This window comes from Comamonas avium, from assembly GCF_014836675.1.
Taxonomy (GTDB): domain Bacteria; phylum Pseudomonadota; class Gammaproteobacteria; order Burkholderiales; family Burkholderiaceae_C; genus Comamonas; species Comamonas avium.
Genome location: NZ_JACSQK010000009.1, coordinates 1 through 21,642, shown reverse-complemented (window position 1 = coordinate 21,642; position 21,642 = coordinate 1). Strand labels below are relative to the sequence as shown.

General features: G+C 54.9%; 25 protein-coding genes, 1 tRNA gene and 1 riboswitch. Of the genes, 3 read left to right on the top strand and 23 right to left on the bottom strand.

Translation table 11 applies throughout. The annotated features are described in order from the left end of the window. Window positions 1-274: 274 nt before the first annotated feature. The 21 genes from H9646_RS16335 to cobO form a co-directional block, all read right to left on the bottom strand. A complete protein-coding gene (locus H9646_RS16335; protein WP_191724458.1) occupies window positions 275-826 on the bottom strand; it encodes a hypothetical protein in 552 nt (183 codons plus the stop codon). A 267-nt stretch (window positions 827-1,093) separates the two neighbouring features. After that, on the bottom strand, window positions 1,094-1,465 hold the full coding sequence (locus H9646_RS16330; RefSeq protein WP_191724457.1) for a hypothetical protein: 372 nt from the start codon (window positions 1,463-1,465) through the stop codon (window positions 1,094-1,096). Continuing rightward, the gene (locus H9646_RS16325) at window positions 1,462-1,683 is read right to left on the bottom strand and encodes a hypothetical protein (protein ID WP_191724456.1); all 222 of its coding nucleotides are present in this window, start codon (window positions 1,681-1,683) and stop codon (window positions 1,462-1,464) included. The genes H9646_RS16330 and H9646_RS16325 overlap by 4 nt, the downstream gene beginning before the upstream one ends. Before the next feature lie 88 nt (window positions 1,684-1,771). Continuing rightward, window positions 1,772-2,089 (bottom strand): hypothetical protein, encoded by a 318-nt coding sequence (locus H9646_RS16320; protein WP_191724455.1) that lies wholly within the window; start codon window positions 2,087-2,089, stop codon window positions 1,772-1,774. Beyond that, window positions 2,086-2,400 (bottom strand): hypothetical protein, encoded by a 315-nt coding sequence (locus H9646_RS16315; protein WP_191724454.1) that lies wholly within the window; start codon window positions 2,398-2,400, stop codon window positions 2,086-2,088. Before H9646_RS16315 ends, H9646_RS16320 begins: the two co-directional genes overlap by 4 nt. Before the next feature lie 343 nt (window positions 2,401-2,743). Further along, the gene (locus H9646_RS16310; RefSeq protein WP_191724453.1) at window positions 2,744-3,247 is read right to left on the bottom strand and encodes a hypothetical protein; all 504 of its coding nucleotides are present in this window, start codon (window positions 3,245-3,247) and stop codon (window positions 2,744-2,746) included. Between the two features lie 46 nt (window positions 3,248-3,293). Next, complete coding sequence (locus H9646_RS16305; RefSeq protein WP_191724452.1) at window positions 3,294-3,653, bottom strand: hypothetical protein; 360 nt, start codon at window positions 3,651-3,653, stop codon at window positions 3,294-3,296. Window positions 3,654-3,738: 85 nt separating this feature from the next. Beyond that, window positions 3,739-4,056, bottom strand: a complete 318-nt coding sequence (locus H9646_RS16300) for a hypothetical protein (RefSeq protein WP_191724451.1) — start codon at window positions 4,054-4,056, stop codon at window positions 3,739-3,741. Between the two features lie 557 nt (window positions 4,057-4,613). Then, window positions 4,614-5,012 carry a hypothetical protein gene (locus H9646_RS16295; RefSeq protein ID WP_191724450.1) on the bottom strand — a complete coding sequence of 133 codons (399 nt, stop codon included), beginning with the start codon at window positions 5,010-5,012 and terminating at the stop codon, window positions 4,614-4,616. 27 nt (window positions 5,013-5,039) lie between these two features. Next, a complete protein-coding gene (locus tag H9646_RS16290; protein ID WP_191724449.1) occupies window positions 5,040-5,351 on the bottom strand; it encodes a hypothetical protein in 312 nt (103 codons plus the stop codon). 156 nt (window positions 5,352-5,507) lie between these two features. Further along, complete coding sequence (locus tag H9646_RS16285) at window positions 5,508-5,858, bottom strand: hypothetical protein (RefSeq protein ID WP_191724448.1); 351 nt, start codon at window positions 5,856-5,858, stop codon at window positions 5,508-5,510. A gap of 6 nt (window positions 5,859-5,864) precedes the next feature. Next, on the bottom strand, window positions 5,865-6,119 hold the full coding sequence (locus tag H9646_RS16280; protein WP_191724447.1) for a hypothetical protein: 255 nt from the start codon (window positions 6,117-6,119) through the stop codon (window positions 5,865-5,867). A 93-nt stretch (window positions 6,120-6,212) separates the two neighbouring features. Further along, window positions 6,213-6,614: a hypothetical protein gene (locus H9646_RS16275; protein ID WP_191724446.1), complete on the bottom strand. Its 402-nt coding sequence runs from the start codon at window positions 6,612-6,614 to the stop codon at window positions 6,213-6,215. A 140-nt stretch (window positions 6,615-6,754) separates the two neighbouring features. Next, window positions 6,755-7,387 carry a vWA domain-containing protein gene (locus tag H9646_RS16270; RefSeq protein ID WP_191724445.1) on the bottom strand — a complete coding sequence of 211 codons (633 nt, stop codon included), beginning with the start codon at window positions 7,385-7,387 and terminating at the stop codon, window positions 6,755-6,757. A gap of 35 nt (window positions 7,388-7,422) precedes the next feature. Then, window positions 7,423-8,508 (bottom strand): ATP-binding protein, encoded by a 1,086-nt coding sequence (locus H9646_RS16265; protein WP_225214272.1) that lies wholly within the window; start codon window positions 8,506-8,508, stop codon window positions 7,423-7,425. Further along, window positions 8,508-12,317 carry a cobaltochelatase subunit CobN gene (gene cobN / locus H9646_RS16260; protein ID WP_191724443.1) on the bottom strand — a complete coding sequence of 1,270 codons (3,810 nt, stop codon included), beginning with the start codon at window positions 12,315-12,317 and terminating at the stop codon, window positions 8,508-8,510. The genes H9646_RS16265 and cobN overlap by 1 nt, the downstream gene beginning before the upstream one ends. Further along, on the bottom strand, window positions 12,317-13,393 hold the full coding sequence (gene cobW / locus H9646_RS16255; RefSeq protein ID WP_191724442.1) for a cobalamin biosynthesis protein CobW: 1,077 nt from the start codon (window positions 13,391-13,393) through the stop codon (window positions 12,317-12,319). The genes cobN and cobW overlap by 1 nt, the downstream gene beginning before the upstream one ends. 64 nt (window positions 13,394-13,457) lie before the next feature. Further along, the gene (locus H9646_RS16250; protein WP_191724441.1) at window positions 13,458-14,246 is read right to left on the bottom strand and encodes an ABC transporter ATP-binding protein; all 789 of its coding nucleotides are present in this window, start codon (window positions 14,244-14,246) and stop codon (window positions 13,458-13,460) included. Next, window positions 14,246-15,286 carry a FecCD family ABC transporter permease gene (locus H9646_RS16245; RefSeq protein WP_191724440.1) on the bottom strand — a complete coding sequence of 347 codons (1,041 nt, stop codon included), beginning with the start codon at window positions 15,284-15,286 and terminating at the stop codon, window positions 14,246-14,248. Before H9646_RS16245 ends, H9646_RS16250 begins: the two co-directional genes overlap by 1 nt. After that, window positions 15,283-16,077, bottom strand: a complete 795-nt coding sequence (locus H9646_RS16240) for an ABC transporter substrate-binding protein (RefSeq protein ID WP_191724439.1) — start codon at window positions 16,075-16,077, stop codon at window positions 15,283-15,285. The genes H9646_RS16245 and H9646_RS16240 overlap by 4 nt, the downstream gene beginning before the upstream one ends. A gap of 83 nt (window positions 16,078-16,160) precedes the next feature. Continuing rightward, complete coding sequence (gene cobO, locus H9646_RS16235; protein ID WP_191724438.1) at window positions 16,161-16,787, bottom strand: cob(I)yrinic acid a,c-diamide adenosyltransferase; 627 nt, start codon at window positions 16,785-16,787, stop codon at window positions 16,161-16,163. A gap of 122 nt (window positions 16,788-16,909) precedes the next feature. Beyond that, window positions 16,910-17,128, bottom strand: a riboswitch (cobalamin riboswitch). Window positions 17,129-17,405: 277 nt separating this feature from the next. Here cobO and H9646_RS16230 point away from each other — a divergent pair. Then, complete coding sequence (locus tag H9646_RS16230) at window positions 17,406-17,624, top strand: hypothetical protein (RefSeq protein ID WP_191724437.1); 219 nt, start codon at window positions 17,406-17,408, stop codon at window positions 17,622-17,624. Between the two features lie 217 nt (window positions 17,625-17,841). Here the strand turns inward: H9646_RS16230 and H9646_RS16225 are convergent, their stop codons facing one another. Continuing rightward, window positions 17,842-18,711 carry a LysR family transcriptional regulator gene (locus H9646_RS16225; RefSeq protein WP_225214284.1) on the bottom strand — a complete coding sequence of 290 codons (870 nt, stop codon included), beginning with the start codon at window positions 18,709-18,711 and terminating at the stop codon, window positions 17,842-17,844. 368 nt (window positions 18,712-19,079) lie between these two features. On the opposite strand from H9646_RS16225, the gene H9646_RS16220 reads away from it, so the two are divergent. Together H9646_RS16220 and H9646_RS16215 are read left to right on the top strand one after the other, a co-directional pair. Continuing rightward, window positions 19,080-19,835: an SDR family oxidoreductase gene (locus tag H9646_RS16220; RefSeq protein WP_191724436.1), complete on the top strand. Its 756-nt coding sequence runs from the start codon at window positions 19,080-19,082 to the stop codon at window positions 19,833-19,835. Window positions 19,836-20,005: 170 nt separating this feature from the next. After that, window positions 20,006-20,095: transfer RNA gene (locus H9646_RS16215), tRNA-Ser, on the top strand. A 245-nt stretch (window positions 20,096-20,340) separates the two neighbouring features. Here the strand turns inward: H9646_RS16215 and H9646_RS16210 are convergent. Next, the coding region (locus tag H9646_RS16210; protein ID WP_191724435.1) for an autotransporter outer membrane beta-barrel domain-containing protein at window positions 20,341-21,642 on the bottom strand (1,302 nt) is incomplete at its 5' end.

The following is a 21,642-nucleotide window of genomic DNA, read 5'->3' as shown; positions in this document are numbered from 1 at the left end:
ACCGATCTCGAATAAAGGTTTCTGTTTCGCTCATGCCTCTAACGGATTTCACCCTAGTTTTAAGACCACATCTTTCATGGCGCTGCTGTCAGAATCGTTGGCCTACTTAGTCACTTACCGAATAATATCTCTGGTCTAAGCGGTTTTAGCAAAGACGACAGTGCAGCGTTGAAGCATGCATTAATTACTGGTACTGGGCCTCATTGCTGGCAAGGCCGACCACAAGGCACGAACTGTGAATTATAAAATTTGTTTGCGCAACAGGCGGTGCGCTTCAGATCCGCGACCGGCTCTCTATGATTTTTGATATTTCAAATATATCAATAAATTCCGCTGTGAAAACAGCATCTGCATATTCATCAAGATTATCATCAATCCAGAATTCTCCTTCGCGGATGGAATGTATTTTCACCAAAGCCCCAGCATCATCTGCGACAACTATCGCTTTAATTTTATTTTTATCTGCAGGAAGTTTACAAAAAATTGAATTCACAAACAAAAGAGAATTAATAATATAATCTTTTTTTACAAAATCATCTATATGTATTGAGTTAATAAAACATTCGTGCCCTGTTTTATCCTGAAAATTAGATTTACTAGCATTTGTCATTTTCTCAAACTGAGAAAAAATGAAAAAACACCCATCCTCCTCAACAAATCCTTGGTCAATCAAATCTTCTAACTCTTTAGGCAATTGACTGCCTGCATGGTTTGTTTTATTTATAAGATTAATCATTTTTTTATTCATTTTTATCATTTTTTCTCCTAAGTAGCTAAAAAACCCCTTATCTATTGCTTTTCTAAAACCACTATGGCGTTGTTGCATAAATCACTTTCAGGGCGAACTTCCCCAAACCCCAGCCGTGGCTATGCCGCAGCCACCGTACAAACTATCCGACGCATCATCTCGCCCCCTTTAGTAAAATTGAAATAGCCTGCCACACCGCCGGAGACAACAACTCTGCTGCTGCAAAAGGTGCCGCCAAAGGAATGGCCCCCACGGTGATGACGTTGTCGTAAATGGCGCACTCTGCGTAGAAAAAATAGAAACGATAATCAAAATCTAATTATTATAAATTTATGCAAATCATCTTTATGGCGCACCGCACGCAGGCCGGCTTTTAGCAACTTCACTGCTGCAGTCACCGTTATAGCGATATCCTTTTTTAATCATGCAGCGCTGCCACGCAAGTTTTGCACGGTCATAAGCCGCTTCATCATATTTCATTTCTTTTGAAATAAATGTAATACCATCTTGATACGGCGCGCTTGGTAAAAGAGTAGAGCCACATTCTCGAGAGTCGCTCTGCCTGGCGCTTGAAGTTATGCCTTCTTTCTCCCAATATTGTAAATAAGGCTTTGGGTTATGTGATACCGCGTATGGAAAAAGACCCAGTCCAATACCGCAACCTGCCAAAAAAATGGACAACCAGAGCACGAAATTTATTTTCAGAATTCGCTTCATTTAACCCCCTTTAGAAAGATAGAAATTGCCTTCCATGCCTCTGGCGACAATAGCTCAGCCATTGCAAATGGGGCGGAAGGAATTAATGCTACCTCTGACCACCGATCCCGAATAAATGTTTCTGTTTCGCTCATGCCGCGCTTGGTATCACCCTGTGCGTCATAACCGCCGACAAGCTGCCCACCGATTAGGTCATGCGTCCCGCCAAAGGATTCCATTAACTTGTCCTGCCAGCTCCCCGCTGCGTAGGGGCGCCCAAAAAGCGTACCTTACCAACCCTGAAGCCACCTGCCAGCCCTGCCACTATCAGCATTTCATTTTCTCTTCCCGTATCGCAGTTTTTCTATCCTTTCGTGGAATAAATTTTTGTAATTCGGAGAATCCATTCAAAGAGCTGTTGACATACCACTCCACTTTCGATCTTGAAGTAATATATTCCAGAAATTCACGAGGACCAGCTAGTGAGACGCCAACACCAAGTTCTCTGATGAAACAAAATTCTAATAAATCCGCATCAGGAAACATTACGAAAGTCTCTAAAGATGCTTGATGCAAAGAATCATAGAATGGATTATTATTCTTTACATCATGAATTCCCCACAAAGCTTGAGAAAAACCTCTCAAAGAAGCATTAAATATTCTGAAGTCATTTTTTTATTCTCCTTTGAATTCATATATTCTGTGGGTATAGAGATTATTTTTCTTGCCCCAATATTATTGCAATATCGAATTAGACTTATCACATCATACCAACTTGGATCTCCATTGAGTGAATGGCATGTTTCCCATTTCATTTTTTCAAGCCAAAATTTATTAAACCCATTATTTGGCAATAGGCTCCCATCCAGTTGATCTATTTTTTTATTTTCAATTTCCTTGAAGAATTTTATTTCCAGAGTTTTCCTTAGATTTTCTTTATTAAGGTAATTTTTCATTTTTCACCTTGTCCAAAACGAATTTCTTGAACTGTTCGTGGCTTTGGTCTATTAATATCTATGATTTGTATTTCGGGTGCTACATCACTACTACCGGGTCTAATTATTACTCGAGTTCCATTTGGCAGCAAGCCTTAATCTCCCCTAATACTAAAAATAAGGTTTTACATTATGGTTTAATGCGTACGGAAAAATCCCCAGACCAATACCGCAACCTGTCAATAAATGGACAGCCAGAGCACGGCATTTACTTTTATAAATCGATTAATTTTCTCCTCAGCAAAATTGATATGGCATGCCACACTAACGGAGGCAATCCCTCCGCTACCCCAAAGGAAATATTTCATGGGTACATGCAACGTTCATCGCAATCGTTAAGAAATTTAATATCACCGATAGGTATGTAGCCTTTACCCTGCATGCATAAGCCAACTTGATCTCTGAGCCGAACATATGCAGCAATCTCATTCGGGTCGCTTGGTTTCTTTGCAGCACTGATTTGCTCAGGGTGAAATCTAATTTTTTCTTCGCCATTCAGAGCACCACAAGCTGCCAAGTCAGCCCTCCGAGCCTCCCTAGTCATCCCCTCTTTAAACCAGTGCGCACCGTAGGGTCTGCCACTATTATTCAATGGCCCAACGCTTTCAAGAAGACAGCCAGAAAGCAATAAGGCAGCCGCCGCCGTACAAACTATTCGACGCATCATTTCACCCCCTTCAGAAAAATTGAAATGGCTTGCCACACCGCCGGAGACAACAGTTCCGCTGCCACAAAAGGTGCCGCCAAAGGAATGGCCCCCACGGTGATGACGTTGTCGTAAATAGCGCGCTCTGCGGAGAAAAAACACAAACTATAATCTGAAGCGAGTTATTAGAGATTTAGGCGTTTCATTTTTATGGCGCACCGCACGCAGGCCAACTTTTTGCATCATCGCTTTTGCAAACACCGGTATATTGATACCCTTTGTTAATCATGCAACGCTGCCACGCAGCCATCGCACGATCATAAGATGCTTCATCATGTTTCATGCCTTTTCGAACCATGGAAATACCATCTTGATGTGGTGCACTGGGTAAGAGTGTAGAGCCGCATTCGCGAGAGTCGCTCTGCCTGGCGCTTGAAGTAATGCCTTCTTTCTCCCAATACTGTAAATAAGGCTTTGTTGAATATGATGTAGCATTCGGAAAAAGCCCCAATCCAATGCCGCAACCTGTCAATAAAACGGATAGCCAGAGCACGGCATTTAATTGCATAAATCGCTTCATTTAACCACCCTCAGTAAAACTGAAATGGTATTCAGCACGACCGGAAGCAGCCCCCACTGTAAGTAGCGCAACGTTATCTACAGCGGGCATCGCACTCGTTCAGATATTTATAGCCAAGATTTCGCATGCACACACCTAATTGATCCGTGTAAGCATTTAAACCTTCAAAAAATTCTTTGTGTGGTTGGCCTTTCTGAATTTCATAATCATAGTTTCCATTGGCAGCCCCCCCACACTGGACCCAATCTGCCAGCCATTTCTCCTTCGTCACTCCTTCTTGGGCCCATTGCGCACCGAAGGGCTTGGGATCTCTCAACGGCCCAGCGCCTTCAAGAAGACAGCCAGAAAGCAATAAGGCCGCTGCTACCGTACAAACTATCCGACGCTTCATCTCGATTCCTTCCGAAAAATAGAAATGACATGCCATACCCACCAAGGGCAGCTCGCTTTTCCATTAATTCAACGTTATAAACAGCGGGCATCGCACTCCTGAAGACGGGTGTAACCAAGGTTGCGCATACACGCGCGCACCTGATTCGTGTAAGCATTGAAACCTTCAAAAAAATCTTTGTGTGATTGACCTTTCTGAATTTCATAACCATAGTTTCCATTGGTCCTCCCCCCACACTGGATCCAGTCTGCCAACCGACTCTCTTTCGTCACCCCCTCTTTGACCAAGTAATGAACGTAAGGTTTGGGATTCCTCTCCACTGGCCTAACGCTTTCAAGAAGACAGCCAGAAAGCAATAAGGCCGTCGCCACGCTACAAACTATCCAACGCATCATTCCGCCCCTTTTGCCAAATTGAAATGGCCTGCCATATGCACCGAAGGCTACCCTCTCTGCCAGTAGCGCAACGTTATAAACAACGGGTATCGCACTGATTCAGATGTATATAGCCAATGGCAAGCCTTCAGCTGCTGAAAAGGTGCAGCCAAAGGAAATATTTCACGGGTACATGCAGCGTTCATCGCAATCGTTAAGAAATTTAATATCACCGATAGGTATGTAGCCTTTACCCTGCATGCATAAGCCAACTTGATCTCTGAGCCGAACATATGCAGCAATCTCATTCGGGTCGCTTGGTTTCTTTGCAGCACTGATTTGCTCAGAGTGAAATCTAATTTTTTCTTCGCCATTCAGAGCACCACAAGCTGCCAAGTCAGCCCTCCGAGCCTCCCTCGTCATCCCCTCTTTAAACCAATGCGCACCGTAGGGCCTAACACTATTATCTAATTGCCCAACGCTTTCAAGAAGACAGCCAGAAAGCAATAAGGCCGCTGCCACCGTACAAAAAATCCGACGCATCATCTCGCCCCCTTCAGCAGAATAGAAATGGCCTGCCATACCCACCAAAGGTAGCTCCCTTTCCCATCAGCGCAAGCGGGGATACAGCTCGACGTAGCCCTTGCCCTTCATACACGTATCGACCCGATTCGTGTGAGCAATTAAACCGTCAAAAAATTCTTTGTTTGATTGGCCTTGCTGAATTTCATAACCATAGTTTCCATTGGCCCCACCCCCACACTGAATCCAATCTGCCAACACGCTTTCTTTCGTTACCCCTTCTTTGATCCAATACGCACTGTAGGGTTTGGGATTCCTCTCTACTGGCGCAGCGCCTTCAAGAAGACAGCCAGAAAGCAATAAGGCCGCTGCCACCGTACAAACTATCCGACGCTTCATCCCGCCCCCTCAGCAAAATAGAAATGGCATGGCATACCTACCGAAGGCAGCTCGCTTTGCGATTAATGCAACGTTAGAAACAGCGGGCATCGCACTGGTTCAGATGGACGTAGCCCTTGCCCTTCATACACGCATCTACCTGATCGGAGTGAGCATTTAAACCTTCAACAAATTCTTTGTGTGATTGCCCTTTCCCTTCATACCCATAGTTTCCGTCGCCCCGCTTAAGACAATGGAGTGAATTACAAAGCATGGCGTTTCTGCCTGCGGCCAGGGAAGGCTGGCGGCAGGTGCTGCTGGCTGCATGGCATCTGGCGTTTTCTGCAGAAGCTCTCTTTGAGCCTGTTCACGCTCCAAGGCCCGGCGCTGCTCCAGGTCGCTTCTGATTACCGGGCTCAAGTCAGACTGAGCACGGGCAGCACTTGTAATTAATGCAACAAAAATAATTATTACAAAACATTTGTTATAAAATGTTTTGTGAAAGTTAATAAAGATCAAAACCGCCACCCGTAACTATTTGTTTGGAAGCTCATTAACTTCGCGAGCGAAAATTAATATCCAACCAATATATTCACCTTCACGGATGAGTGAGTTTGATCTAAAACAAAAATTACATACTAATAATATTAAATATTCTGTTGTTTGTTGATATTCAACATGGCGCTTTTTAATGAAATAGAGTATTGCCAGCGAAAAAACAGGTAAAAATAATTTCTCAGTCCAGCATATAGAAAAAACCTCTACTACATAAACAGCTTTGAGCGCCATACAGAAATTGTTAACAAATATATTGCGGGCTTGCTGTTTATCTGGCAGGCCAGCCGTATATTTTTATTTTTGAAACGAACGCGGGGGCCGCGCTCAACATCTGTGATGGCGCGATTGCGTTTTTTTGTTCATCAAAATCTGTCTGCCCTGCCCTAGAGACAGGCGACTGGCTGCAGGAATAGCAAGCCGTTTTGGTGCTTTCTGGTTTGAGGCTTGAGGCTTGAGGCTTGAGGCTTGAGGCTTGAGGCTTGAGGCTTGAGGCTTGAGGCTTGAGGCTTGAGGCTTGAGCACCTTGACCGCCTTTTGTGCCTTTTGTGCCGTCAGGGCTGGCTCAACATTCCCAGTCAGATGGCAAGATTGTTTTGCTGATGCATTGAACCAGCGCTTGTTGCGCGGCGAAGGCGAATGGATGAGCCAAAGCAAGGCGGTGAACGTTACAGCCAGCGTTGCTGGCATTGATGCACAGGCAGCACTACAGATGCGGGCAACCGCCAAGGTTGGGCTGCCATCAAGGGGGAGCAGTGAGGCAGTGCTTCAAACGGCTGAGCATGGCTGTGATTTGCGCACCTTCTACCTGCTACGGGCACCCCGGCAGCAGCGCCGCTATTGCAGCGCAGGCATGGCCAGCATTGCCATCAATGCGCTGACCGGCAGCCGAACTGGGATGCGGGCAAAAGATGTCCCTGCCATTGCTGGGCAAGACGCCTGCAACGCTCAAGCGTCACTACATCTTCTTCAAAGTCGATGACGTAGCATTCTTCAATGTGCTCAGGGCGCGCAGGCAATGGGTCAAACCTGCCGTCGGTAAGCAGCCAGATGCAGGCGTGCCTGTCTGGCCCATGCCGCTTGAGTTCGGCGTTCACAGCGTCGATTGCCGACTGGATGGGCGTAGCGCCGCCCCCTCGCAATGGCGCAATCCAGTGCTCATTGAAAGCAGGCACCCGTGCAGGGTTTTGCAGCCACTGCGCCTGCTGACCCGCAAAGCCGATAACGGCCATGTGATCGCGGCTACGGTAGAACATTGCGGTTAAAGCCAGCAGACAGCCTTTGGCCCAGGCCAGTTTTTGGCCACGCAGCATGGATGCAGACAGATCCAGCAGCACAAAGTGGGTGGTCTGGGTGCCTGCGGGCTGGCGACGATAGTGCAAGTGCTGCACACCCAGCACGCCCTGCCCTTTGGAGGCCAGCGTGGCAGCCCAGTCAAGGCTACGACTGATAGTGCCCTGCCGACGGCCTTTGCGAGTTGTATTGGTATCGCGCCCCACCATGGCCTGGCCCGCATGGTTGGCTGGGGTAGAGCGCGTCAGGCTTTTTTTGACGAGAAAGGCCTCAGTGCTTTAACTGTCTGGATGGGCACTGCCTGTGGCGCAGACATCTCCCCCCAATCTTGTGCATTGGCCGACTGGGGCAAAGGTGGGGGCTGTCTGCCATCTGTACTTTGATGCGCAGTCTGACCAGAAAGCTGCGAAGTCTGCGCACCACCGGAGTCGGGCGCTGGTTCATCGCCTTCCTGAGAAACTGGCGCAGCCTGTGTCCGGCGGTGCGCCAGTGCCAGCTGGGCTACGGCATGTACATCCGCCGTTGCCACCTGAGATCGGCCCTGCAGCGCTGCATGCGCCCGTGCCGCACGCAGCATGACCAGATCAGCGCGCACACCTTCCACGCCTGCGTCCTGGCACAGCTGGGCAACCTGGTCATGAATAGCGTCTGGCCACTGTACGTCTGCCAGTGCCCTACGGGCGGCTGCCACTTGTGCTGCCAGCGCTGCCTGCGCATCTGCGTGTGCCGTAAAAAAGCCTTGCGGGTCTGCGTCAAAGGCCATGCGGGTCTTGACAATGGCTTTGCGCATGGCCGTGCTGGGCACATTCTCCAGCCGCACAAACAGGCCAAAGCGATCGAGCAGTTGCGGGCGCAACTGGCCTTCCTCGGGGTTCATGGTGCCAATCAAGGTGATGCGTGCATCGTGCTGGTGGGAGACGCCGTCGCGCTCGATGCGGTTGATGCCGCTGGCGCTGACATCGAGCAGCAAGTCCACCAGCCCATCGGCCAGCAAATTGACCTCATCGACATACAGGATGCCCTGGTGGGCCTTCGCCAGCAGACCGGCTCGAAACTGCACGGCGCTGCGCTGCAAAGCGGCCTCCAGATCAATGGACCCTACCAGTTGCTCTTCGGTTGCGCCTAGCGGCAAGTTTACAAAACGGCCTGCAGGCAGCAAGGCAGCGAGCGCACGTGCACTGGTGGACTTGGCTGTGCCGCGCGGCCCTTCAACCAGCACCCCGCCCAGTAACGGGTCAATGGCTGCCAGCAGCAATGCCATTTGCAGCTGCGGCTGGCCTTCAATGGCGGTAAATGGAAAGCCCACAGGCTCAGCGGATTCAGTGTGCATCATCGGCTCTCTAGTAATTGCTCAGTGGCCAGCAGATGCTGCTCCAGCAAGGGTTGGTAGTCACCGCTGTCCTCCCACAGGCCACGGCCAATGGCTTCCAGCAGGCGCTCGCAGATATCGTGAAAAGCGGCGGGGTTGTGCTGCTGCAAAAAGTCTCGCATGCCGGTATCGGCTACAAAGGCGTCGGTCACGCGTGCGTACTGGTCGTCGCGCACCACACGGGCTGTGGCGTCAAAGGCGAACAGGTAGTCCACCGTGGCGGCCACTTCAAACGCGCCCTTGTAGCCGTGGCGCTTGATGCCTTCCATCCACTTGGGATTGGTCACGCGCGAGCGCACCACACGGCTGATTTCTTCTTGCAGGGTGCGCATGCGTGGCGACTCGGGGTTGCTGTGGTCACCAAAGTACAGGTCAGGCTGCTGGCCGCTGAAGTGGCGCACGGCCGCAGCCATGCCGCCCTGAAACTGGTAGTAGTCGTCAGAGTCCAGCAGGTCGTGCTCGCGGTTGTCCTGGTTGTGCACCACCAGTTGAATATCCGTCAGGCGGCGCACAAAGGTCTCGGGCACGGCGGTGCCGTCGTCTTTCTGGCCATAGGCGTAGGCACCCCAGTTGCGGTAGGCCACGGCCAGGTCTTCGTCACTGTCCCAATTGCGCCCGTCAATCAGGCCTTGCAGGCCCGCGCCGTAGCTGCCGGGCTTGGCACCAAACACGCGCAGTCCGGCCTGATGGCGTGCAGCGTCTTGGCCCATGCCCTGCGCCTGCAGTTGCGCAGCCTCCTTGAGCACACGGGCGCGTATGGGGTTGGTGAACTCGTCTTCATCGTCCAGACTTGCGACCTTTTGTACTGCCGCATCAAACATGCGAATCACATTGGTGAAGGCATCACGGAAGAAGCCCGAGACGCGCAAGGTTACGTCCACGCGAGGGCGGCCCAGCACCGACATGGGCAGTACTTCAAAGTCGCTGACGCGCCAGCTACCATCGGCCCATTTGGGGCGCACGCCCAGCAGGGCAAAGGCCTGAGCGATATCGTCCCCGCCCGTGCGCATGGTGGCCGTGCCCCAGACCGACAGGCCCAGCGCACGCGGATAGTCGCCGTGCTCTTGTGTGTATTTCTCTACCAGCAACTGGGCAGATTTGAGCCCAAGCGTCCAGCTGGTGGGCGTGGGCACGGCGCGCGTGTCGATAGAAAAGAAGTTGCGCCCGGTGGGCAATACATCAGGCCGCCCTCGAGTAGGTGCACCGCTGGGGCCAGCGGGCACAAAGCGCCCTTGCAGACCCCGGCCGAGCTGCAAAATCTCCTGCGTGCCGCAGGCTTGCAGGCGCGGGCGCAGATCAGTGTCTATGCGCTGCAGTACCAGCAGGGTATTGGTCAAATCATGCTCAAGCGCAGCAACCGCATGCGCTGGCAGCTCCAGTAATTGAAGGGCCAGCACTTCCAGTCGCTCACGTGTATCTCCCGTATGGCGCCATGGCTGGCTGTCTACGTCAGCCAGCAGCGCGGGAAATGGCCCGGTCCACGGGGTTTCCCAGGCGGCATCCAGCGGATCAAAATTCACGCCCGGCAACAAGTCCTGCGCCAGAGCGCGGATCAGGCTGTTGCTGGCCCCCTGACCATTGCCCACAGGATGGCGGGCCAGCGCCAGCAGGGTATCGCGCTCGAGCCGGCCCTGGGGCGACTGGCCGAAGATATGCAGGCCGTCGCGGATCTGGCTTTCCTTGAGCTCACACAGATAGGCATCGGTCTTGTTCAGTAGCTGCTGTTCTTCATCTGTGCTGCGGGGCGCTTGCAGGCCCAAATCCTGGTGCAGATCGTGGGCGACGATATGTTCCAGAATTTGCGTGCGCAAAAGCTCTGCGCGCCGGCGGTCCATGGTGGCGGCTTCGTAGTACTCATCGACCATGCGCTCCAGATCGCGCGTTGGTCCGTAACTTTCGGCACGGGTCAGAGGCGGCATCAGATGGTCGATGATCACTGCCTGCGCGCGGCGCTTGGCCTGCGTGCCCTCACCCGGGTCATTGACGATGAACGGGTACAGGTGCGGCATGGGGCCAAACACCAGATCGGGCCAGCAGCTACTGGACAGCGCCACGCTTTTACCGGGCAGCCATTCCAGATTGCCGTGCTTGCCTACGTGGACCATGGCGTCTGCATTCCAGACGGTGCGCAGCCAGTAATAAAAGGCCAGGTAGTAATGCGGCGGCACCAGATCAGGGTCGTGGTAGCTGGCCATGGGGTCCAGGTGATAGCCACGGGCAGGCTGTATGCCCACAAACACCTGACCGCAGCGCAGGCCCGCAATCATGAAGCGGCCCTGGCGCAGCATGGGGTCACTATCCGGTGCGCCCCAGCGCTGCAGCACGGCTTGCTGGTTCTGTACCGGCAGGCTGGCAAAAAAGGTCTGGTATGTGGCCAGATCCAGACTTTGCAGAGCGGGCCGCACGCCCCAAGAATCGGGGTCGTTGGTAATGCCCTGTTGAAGGTGTTCCATCAACACGTCACCATCAGCGGGAACAGCATCGAGCACGTAGCCTTGCTGCTGCAGCGACTGCAGGATATGAATGACGGAAGCAGGCGTATCCAGCCCCACGCCATTGCCAAGCCGGCCTTCCTTGGTGGGGTAGTTGGCCAAAATAAGTGCCAGGCGCTTGTCTGCATTGGCTTTCTGGCGCAGGCGGCACCAGCGCTGGGCCAGCTCCACGACAAAGGCCAGGCGCTCGGCATGGGGCTGGTACTGCACCACATCGGACTGGGTCAGCTCGCTGCGGTGTGACAGGCCCTTGAAGCTGATAGCGCGGGTGATGATGCGACCGTCCACCTCGGGCATGGCCACATGCATGGCGATATCACGTGGCTGCAGCCCATGGGTGTCGGCCAGCCAGCTTTGCTCGTTGCCGCCCGACATGATGACTTGCAGCACCGCAATATCGCCAGCCAGTGCGTGGTCGCCGGGTGTTTCCAGCGAGGATTGCGAAAACGACGTGGTGTTCAGGATCAATTCCACCTGATGCTCGGTGCACAGCTGGTGCAGCATAGCCATGCAGCTTGCGTCCTTGAGCGACAGCAAGGCCAGCGGCAGAGGGTTCATGCCTTGCGCCAGCAGCTGCTGGCACAGTGCCTGGAATACCTGCGTATTGCCCGACTGCAAATGCGCCCGGTAAAACACCACCATGACCACAGGGGCACCTTCTTGCCACTGCATGGCTCCCGGTTGCAGCCACTGCTGCACGGAGGCGGCATCGTGCTCGGGGTGGTAGACCGCAACGGATGGCAGGGGCCGGGGTGGGAGCGCCGGTTGCTCGCCACCCAAAAAACCATGCCAAAGGTAGTTAAAAAACTCCCGCGCGTTGGCTGCCCCACCTTCGCGCAGATACCGCCAGATGCTGCGGCACTGCTCCATGGACGCGGTACTTTTGCGCAGCAGATTCAGATCCTCCGTGGTGTCCCCGGAGAACATGACCAGCGTGATGGCCTTGAGGCGACAGATTTCGCGGATGCGCTCTGTGCCATACGGCCAGTAGCTTTCACCACCGAGATGGTCAATCACGATCACCTTGGCGTGCTGCAGCACCTCATCTACATACAAATCTACCGAAGCGGGCTGGCGCAAATGCATGAGATTGGCCAGCCGCACCGTGGGTAACTGCTCGCCGTTCAGCCCTTGCAAGTGGGCATAAGCGTCGGCCAGCAACGACAGCGTGGTGTCGGCAGCGCTGAGCACCACCACATCGGCAGGCGACTGTCCGAGGCTGGAGACAAAGGCTTCATCGTCCACAAAGCCGCCGGGCTGAACTGCGAGCAAATGCATCAGTGCGCTCCAGCGGTCAGGGTGGCCAGCTGGGCATGAATAGCGGCTTCATCTAGATCGTGGCCAATGAACACCAGATAGGTCTGCCGCGTTTCGGTGTCTGTCCAGCGGCGGTCAAAGTAGCTGTCAAAACGCTTGCCCACGCCGTGTACGACCAGACGCATAGGCTTGCCGGGTACGGCAACAAAGCCTTTGACGCGGTAGACGGTTTGCTCGGAGACAATGGCCTGCAGCTTTTCCAGCAAAGCTTCGCGCTCCATTTCAGGCAGCTTGACGACGATTGAGTCGAACTCGTCATGGTCGTGGTGGTCGTGCGCCTGACCTTCTTCGTGCCCATGGTGGCTGTGGCGTTCATCAATGCTTTCTTCCGATGCGCTGAACAGGCCAAGCACCACAGCCAGATCGATCTGGCCATGATCGGCAGCCACAATCTTCACCTGTGCAGGCACTTCCTGGCGCACGATGGCCTCCACTGTGGCCCGATCTTCGCTGCTGGACTGGTCGAGCTTGGTGAGTACCACCAGGTCAGCGGACATGAGCTGATCTTCAAACAGCTCATGCAGGGGCGACTCGTGGTCCAAATTTGGATCTTGCCTGCGCTGGGCATCCACAGCTGCCGGATTGGCTGCGAACTGGCCTGCAGCAGTAGCGGGCACATCGACCACGGTGATCACCGCATCTACCGTGCAGGCGTTCTTGATTTCAGGCCAGTTAAAGGCCTGAACCAGAGGTTTGGGCAGCGCCAGGCCGCTGGTTTCGATCAGGATATGGTCGATATCGCCACGGCGCGCAATCAGCTCACGCATCACGGGATAGAACTCTTCTTGCACTGTGCAGCACAGGCAGCCGTTGGCCAGTTCATACAGCTGTCCGCTTTGCTCGCCCTGCTCATCCTCGCAGCCAATGCCACAGCCGCGCAGGATGTCGCCATCAATACCCAGTTCGCCGAACTCGTTGACGATTACGGCGATACGGCGGCCATTGGCGTTGTTCAGAATGTGGCGCAACAGCGTCGTTTTTCCACTGCCCAGAAAACCCGTCACGATGGTTGCAGGGATTTTGTGGTTGCTTGTCATATGGAGTGTCCTGTTGTTCGTTCAAAAGAATGTGGCTTGCTTGCAGCGCACGCGGGAAAGGTTTTCATTGAGTGACCGGCCGGCAGCGCCACGGCACAACGTAGCCCTGGCTCTCGTGCTCGCCGTGCATGGCCTGTACCTGATAGACGTGCTGCAAATTTGCTGGCGTGAGCACATGGCGCGGTGCACCACAGGCCACGGCAGAGCCGCTTTGCAGCAGTAAAACCCGATCGCAGAAACGGCTGGCCAGCGTCAGGTCGTGCAGCACCACCACAACAGCCTGACCGGCGTTGCACTGAGAGCGCAGCAGCTCCATCACGCTGAGCTGGTGGTAGGGGTCAAGTGCAGCCACGGGCTCATCGGCCAGCAGCAACGGCGCCTGCACAGCCATGGCGCGGGCCAGACGGGCACGGGCACGTTCACCACCTGAAAGTTCATTGAGATGGCGGTGCTGAAAAGCTTGCAGGTGCATCGCGCTCAGCGCTGTATCAATGGCCTGTTCATCGGCGCTTGAGGCTGAGCGGATGCCAAACCGGCTTTGGTGCGGCAAACGCCCCAACGCCACAAAGTCACGCACCTGCAAAGGCCAGGCTACCTGGTCACCCTGAGACAGATAAGCCAGCCGTTTGGCCCGCTGGCCCGGTGCAAGACGCCCCAGGTCCTGACCATCCAGCAGCACCCGGCCCTGGTGTGGCAGCAATTGCGCGATAGCACGCAGCACCGTGCTTTTTCCGGCCCCATTGGGGCCTATCAATGCGAAAAGCTCACCGGACTGCACCTCAAAGGACAAATCCTTCACACAGGTCTTGCCAGCCCAGTCAACCTGCAGCGATTCAATGGCCAGTGTGCGCATCAGCGGCTCCTCCAGCGCTCACGCACCACCAGATAAAAGAAGAACGGGGCACCAATCAAGGCTGTGACTACGCCCAGCATCAGCTCTACCCGGCCACTGAGCAGTCGCAGCGCAATATCAGCGCTGAGTAACAGCACTGCGCCACCCAGAGCGCTGGGCAGCATCAGCCGTGAAGGTCGATACCCGACAAGACCGCGAAACAGGTGCGGCACCACCAGCCCGATAAAGCCTATGGAGCCGGTGACTGCCACGCTGGCCCCCACGCACAAAGCTGTACCAGCAATGATTTGTGCACGCAGTCGCGGCAAATTCACGCCCATGCTGGCGGCTTCGTCTTCACCCAGCGTCAGCGCATCGAGCTGGCGGCCACTGAAGGCCAGTATCAGCAGGCCCAGTGCGATAAACGGCAGACACAGGCGCACCTCATCAAAACTGCGGTCTGCCAAAGACCCCATCAGCCATAGCACGATGTCTTGCATGTCGGTGGGCGTGGGTGCCAGATTGATCGCCAGAGATGTCAAGGCAGCAGCCAGCGACGACATGGCGACACCCGCCAAAATCAAGGTGAGGTTGCTCGCGCCTTTGCTGGCAATACGGTAGAGCACCGTGGTTGCCGCTGCTGCACAGCCCATAGCCACGGTAGGCAGCAGCCAGGGGTTCCAGTGCCACAGCCCAAAATAGATGCACAGCACGGCGCCCAAACCAGCGCTGGAGCTGACACCCAGCAGACCCGGTTCGGCCAGCGGGTTGCGCAGCAGCCCTTGCAAAGCTGCCCCGGCCATGCCCAGCGACATGCCCACCAGCACTGCCAGCACGACCCTGGGCAGGCGGATTTCCTGCATGATTGACTGGTGCCGCAGCGCCAAATCAGTGGCCTGCTGCTGCAGGATCACAGACCACCAGTCGGTGACGCCGATGGACACCGAGCCGATGCCCAGCGAGATACAGCTGAGCATCAGCAGCACTGCCAATAGAGCACCATTCAAAACCCAGGCATTCGAGAAATTTGACAGCCCAGCTCGCACGGGGATTGCATTCATGGTTTGCCCACCTCGTGCGCCAGAGTCTGAGTGCTGGCCAATGGCAGCTGCAAGGCATCCACCTGCGCGGCCACCGACTCTGCCGCTTCAATCAACAGCCAGTTGCTGCAACCCCAGTCGTTATGCGCCAAGGCCACCACTGGAATGCGCTGGAGCAGCTTTTGCATCTGTGGATGTCGGCTCAGCCCAGAGCGGGCATATGCCACGTCGTTGACCAGACCGGGGGTGATGAAAATATCTGGAGGGTTGTGCACGATGCGTTCCAGATCAATGCGCCCCCATCCATGCAGGCCCAGTGCTGTGGCGTGGTTGCGCAGTCCAGCGGCCGTCAGCACCGCATCCACATGGGTCTGCTTGCCAGCACTTCCACCATTGGGCCGCAAATACAGGGCATTGAACGGGCGCGCAGTTTGGTGCAATTGCGCTAAACGCAGCGACAGACTCTCCAGCAGCTCTTGCGCGGCCGGCTCTCTGCCCAGGGCTTTGCCTATCTGGCGGGTGCTGCTGAAGATGCCGTCCCAATCGGTGGGAAATGGCACGGTCACGATCTGGACGTTGTACCGTTTGAGCAGTGCCGTCTGGTGGCGGGCATTCCAGCGGCGCGAGGCCAGCACAATGTGCGGCTTGCTGTGCAGCACATCTTCTGCGGTAGCTAAGTTCGACGGGAATTTTTTAGCCTGGGCCACCATGGAAAAGCGCTGCGCATCTTGGCTCTGACGCGAGAGCGAAAGAATTTGCGAAGGATCAGCCAGACTCAATGCCAGGGTATCGGCACAGATATTGGTGGACATGAGAGTTGGCAGCTGAGCCGTATCAGCCCACAAAGGCCCACACAAAAATGCCACGACCGCGCATGAAGGCAAAGTCCAGCGCATCAGAAATCTACGCCCGCTTGTGCCTTGACCCCGGCTTTGAATGCATGCTTGGTCTCTGCAATGTCACTGACGGTGTCTGCCAGCGCTATCAGCTGCGCGTGCGCAGAGCGACCTGTTATCACCACCGTCTGCCCTTGGGGCCGGTTTCTGATGGCTTGCAGTACGTACTCCATCTGCAGATAGCCGTACTGCAGCATGAAAGTCAATTCATCGAGCACCACCAGACGCAGGCTGTCATCACAGAGCATGCGTTGCGCTGCCTGCCACGCTATATCGGCTGCGGGCTTGTCGGCATCCCAGTCGCTGCGCTGCCAGGTGCAACCTGTTGCCATGGCGTGGTATTGCACCTGAGACGCTGGCCCTTGGCCGAGCAGACCAAGGTGGTGCAAGAACGTGATTTCACCCGTAGCGTGCGTGCCTTTGATGAACTGCACCACACCCGCACGCAGCCCGTGACCCAGTGCGCGGTACAGCATGCCGAATGCAGAAGTCGTCTTGCCTTTGCCATGGCCTGTGAGAAGCACAACGATGCCGCGCTCTGTCTGGGCACGCTCTACTGCGGCCAGAACCTGTGCCTTTTTTTCCTGCATGCGCCCGGCATGCAGCTGTTTGAACTGTTCGTCCATGCTCTCCCCGAGCCATTACACGATGAAAGGCATGCAAGGAGGAGGAGATGTGTGCGGCGGGCCTGGGCCACACAATGAGGTGAGACTGGGCCTGTCAGCAAACGGCCCACACCCCGTGGCATACAACTGCGTTCGAACAGGTCGGTATTCTGGCTCGCCGTCATTCAGGGCACACCGCCTTCCCGGATATGTCATCCAGTGGCATTCAAGTGTGTCTGTCAGGCTTACAGCAGCGGGGGCTGCGCCGGAATGTTCAAGGCCAAAGCCTTGAGGTCACCGGACTTCCCGTTTCACCCCGCCGTGCGTTTGCGCGGCAGGACTCCCGTTCGTAGGCGCTGATTATAAGAGTCAGATGCCAGACATCTGGTGCACAGAGACCGTGCCGCGCATCCCCACTGCCAGACTGGCGCTGCAAAAACACTCTTGGCCATGTGCACGACATTGCGGCCATTGGAGTTCAGTCGTGCCAAGCGCCCTGTGAGGCAGGTAAGGCCGTTGAGGCAATACTTCGCATTCCCGGCCTTAAATTGGTAATTGGCAAGCACGCGGCTCTAGTTTTGACAGCATCTGGCACCATCTTGGATGAGTGTCCGTCTAAAAATCACCCATCGCCAAACAATGAAAACAATCGACGAAATGCTGAATCTTGACTTGCTGACCCATGAACAGCACCGTGAAATCAGTGCCTGGATTGCCAGTGCTGAGTCCCCTGAAGAGATACTGCAAATGCCAGCGACACTTTGGCAAGCTGTCGAGCGCGCCAGCCTGGAGATGGGGGTGAACGAAGATCTTTTACGCCCGCCGTCACTGGATGCCGACAACGTTGCCTTGTGCTGAGCCCATCTCCCGAACGCCCATATCAGCCGCTTTTGGAGGCCTTCGCTGCAGATGGGCAGGACTTGCAAACTGGCACATATCGCGAGTGCGCCTGAAGGCACAAGGCCTTGGAAGCAGCAGCACCCGAGCCAGCGAAAGAATGCACGCACATGGCGCGCAGCACCCCCTCAGACAAGCCCCCGGCGTTCGGAACCACATTTCAATGCTTCAGGTGACATTAGCCAGCCTGCGCTGGAGTGAACTTGTCTTCATACACACCACAGGCCCAATCGATAAACACCCGCACTCTGGGTGAAAGCTGATGGTGAAATGGATACAGCGCAAAAACCGGACGCGCAGGACACATCCATTTGTCAAGCACTTGCACCAGACGCCCGGCTTGCAGGTGCTCTTGCAGGCGAAAGCGGGGGGCCTGTATCAGTCCACAACCGGCAAGTGCTGCACTGGTGTAGCACTCTGCATCGTTGACTGAGAGCCAGCCGCTCGCTTCAAATTCGGCGACCTGCCCATCCACAATGACCGTGAAAGGGTAGCGACTGCTGCTGCCTCTGGAGAAAAATCCAACACCCTGGTGTGCCTGCAGTTCACGGGGATGTACAGGCATGCCATGTCGCGCCAGATATTCAGGGCTGGCACAGATGATTTCCTGCATGTCGGCCAGCTTGCGAGCAACCAGCGAAGAGTCTTGCGGATGGCCTGCGCGTACGACGCAATCGATACCCTCCTTGACCAGATCGACCAGGCGGTCGCCACTGCTGATGACCACGTCAATCTGTGGATACAGAGCCCTGAACTGGCCAATGCGCGGCAAGATGATCAGCGTGGCATGCGCTCCGTGCAAATCCAGCCGCAGGGTTCCATGGGGGTTTTTGATATGCGTACTCAGAGACGCTTGTGCGTCTTCCAGATCAAGCAGTATCTGCTTGCTGCGTTCGTAGAAAGATTGCCCATCCAAAGTAGGCTTGACCTGCCGCGTGGTGCGATCCAGCAAGCGCGCACCCAGCTTTTTTTCTAATTCTTTGATGGCATGCGTTGCCGTTGCGCGTGGAATATTCAAAGCGCTGGCTGCCTGAGTAAAGCTGCCCAGCTACACAATGCGAGTGAAAAGTTGCAAAGCGCTGAAGCGATCCATGAAATATTGATTGTTGGTTTTTTTTGAATTAACAAGTCAATTTCATACCATTTATTCATTTGCAGTCAATCACGATCATTGCGTTCATGCCCCACGAGCAACACGCTCTTTGGACTGAAAAGCGCCGTGCCTCAGTGCACCTTCTCGCATTCACCGTAAGCATTGAGCCATGAACGTAAACCGATTTTTTGCAGTTGAGCCTCAGAATGTGTCTAGCACTGCCTTCACAGATCAAGCTGTCAAGGCAACGCTTGCCACCATGCCTGGGGTTGCGTTGCGGTTGTCGTGTGCTCTTGCGCCTGCTGCCATTTCAAGGATTGATCATGCATAAGCTTTCTAGCATCACACCCCCCAAACTGACCGCCATTGTTACGGGAGCTTCGCGAGGCATTGGCCGTGCCATTGCCCTGCGCCTGGCAGCTGATGGCTTCAACATTGTCGTCAACTACGCTGGCAACACTGCCAAGGCACAGGAAGTGGTGCAGACGATTGAAGAAGCTGGCGGCGCAGCCATTGCTGTACAGGCCGACGTATCTGAACCCGACGAGGTGCAGCGGCTATTTGCCACCACGCTCGAATCCTTCGGCACCCCCAGCGTCGTTGTGCATAGCGCTGGTGCGATGCCCCTGGCATCCATCGCTCCTGACAGCATCGAGGTTTTTGACCGCGCCATTCATACCAATTTGCGAGGCGCTTTTCTGGTCCTGGCCCATGCAGCTGAGCACCTGCAGGCCAACGGGCGCATTGTTGCAATCTCAACCAGCGTGATTGCCAAGTCTTTCCCCCAATACGGACCCTATATTGCAGCCAAAGCTGGCGTTGAAGGATTGGTGCATGTTCTGGCCAACGAGTTGCGCGGCAGAAACATTACGGTCAATGCCGTGGCGCCTGGCCCTGTTGCCACAGAGCTGTTTCTCAGCGGCAAGAGCGATGAGCAAATTGCTCAACTCAGCAAGGCCACACCACTGGAGCGTCTGGGGCATCCCGAAGACATTGCACGAGTGGTTTCATTCCTGGCCAGCGAGGATGGTGGATGGGTCAATTCCCAGATCGTGCGTGCCAACGGCGGTTTCGCCTGAACGCCACGGGTGAGGCGCGCCACTTTCATTTCATGCGGTCAAACTGCGCTACAATTGAACTTGTTTTGAAGCACCAAGAAGTATTCACAATTTCTTCTTTTTGCTTGAAAATACAAAGCCAAGCATCAGCTTGGCTTTTACATTCAGCACGTAGCATTGCTATGTTGCCAGGAAGGGTGGATGAGTGGCTTAAGTCGCACGCCTGGAAAGCGTGTGTGGGTTAATCCCCACCGCGGGTTCGAATCCCGCCCCTTCCGCCACTAATACTGTGATTTCAATAACTTACAGTTAAGAAATAGGACATGCCCACAAGCATGCCCACATAAAAAACCCGCCTTGGCGGGTTTTTTTGTTTGCCTGTGGCAACTTCTACGTGCAAGCTTAGGCATGCTTGCAGCCACTCTACTCTGCCTCGTCGTTGGCATCTCAGACGGCGACACCCTCCAATAAAAAACCCCTGCCAGCTTGCTCCGGCAGGGGTTTGTTCTTTGCACAGATAGCGCGCTTAGAAAGCCCAGCGCACTTTCACGCTGGCAGACTGGTCACGGCTGCCGCTACCGTACTCGCCGTTGTAGCCCAGCACCAAGGCCGAGTAACGGCTCAACGCCATCTCGGCCTGCAGGCCCACCAGCGCCGTGTTGCGCGCCAGGGGGGCACCAGCCACGGTAAAGCTGTTGGAGCCTTCAAACGCCATGGTGCGGTTCTGGCTCAAATTGCCCCAGGCATGGCGCACGCCCAAAGTGCCGCGCACGCGGGTGTCTTTGCCTGCCAGCACAAAGTCACTGTGCGCACGCACACCCAGCGTGGTACTGGCCAGTGTGTCACGGCTGGATTCGCTGCTCAGTGCTGCAAACCCGCCGCTTTCCTTGAAGCTGTCCGAGCGCTGCTCACCCAGCGTGATGCCTACAAATGGCTCAAACCCCTGCTTGTCGTACTGGCCCATGGCGTAGCCCACTTCCGCAAACAACTGCGCCGTGTGGGCGCTGTAGTCAGCTTTGAGGTTCTGGTTCAGTGTGGCCACACTGCGCTCAGACTCAATGCTGTGCTTGGTGTAAGCCAAGCCACCAATGACGTTGATACGGTTGGCGCCATGGCTAAAGCCCTTGCCGGTGTACACCGCAGCGCTGTAGCTGCTGATGTCGGCCGAGGCATCACGGCTGCTCACCTTGGCATCGGCACTGGTGTAACCGACCGAGCCACCGACACGCCAGCCACTGTTGCCCACCTCTTCGTCAGCACCCAGGAACAGACCGGTGGTGTTTTGCTTCACACCGGGGGTGTTGCTGTTGCCGTCCATCTTTTGCCAGTGGCCCACTACCTCTACCCATGCTGGCAGGGCCTTGGACGATGGCAAAGCCGAGGCTGGCAGCGGCCCATCAGACTGGGCAATGGGCGCACCTGCACGCAGGCCTGCCGTCAGGTTGTTGCGCAAATGCTGCTGGCTGATGTTGGGCGCATGTGCATTGAGCATGTTTACGCTGCCCAAAACCGTCGAGTGCGCATCGCCCGACAGGCTGCTGAACACTGCAGGAGGTGTGCCTGCGGGCAATGTTTCCACATACTGGTACAGCGCATTGGTGCTGGGCAGGCTTTCCAGCGCGTTGGCGGTCGAGCCTTGGTTGTTGGTGTTGGCCAGATCGGCAAAGTGCATTTGCCCGCCACCATTGCTTTTACGCTTGAGCTCCAAGTCAACTTGGTTGGCTGTCGTGTAATCCAGCTTGGCATCCAGGTAGGCAAAGTTGGAGGTCGCAGCATCGAAGGTGCCATTGATCTGGCTGGCCGACAAAATCGTGTACGTCTTACCAAC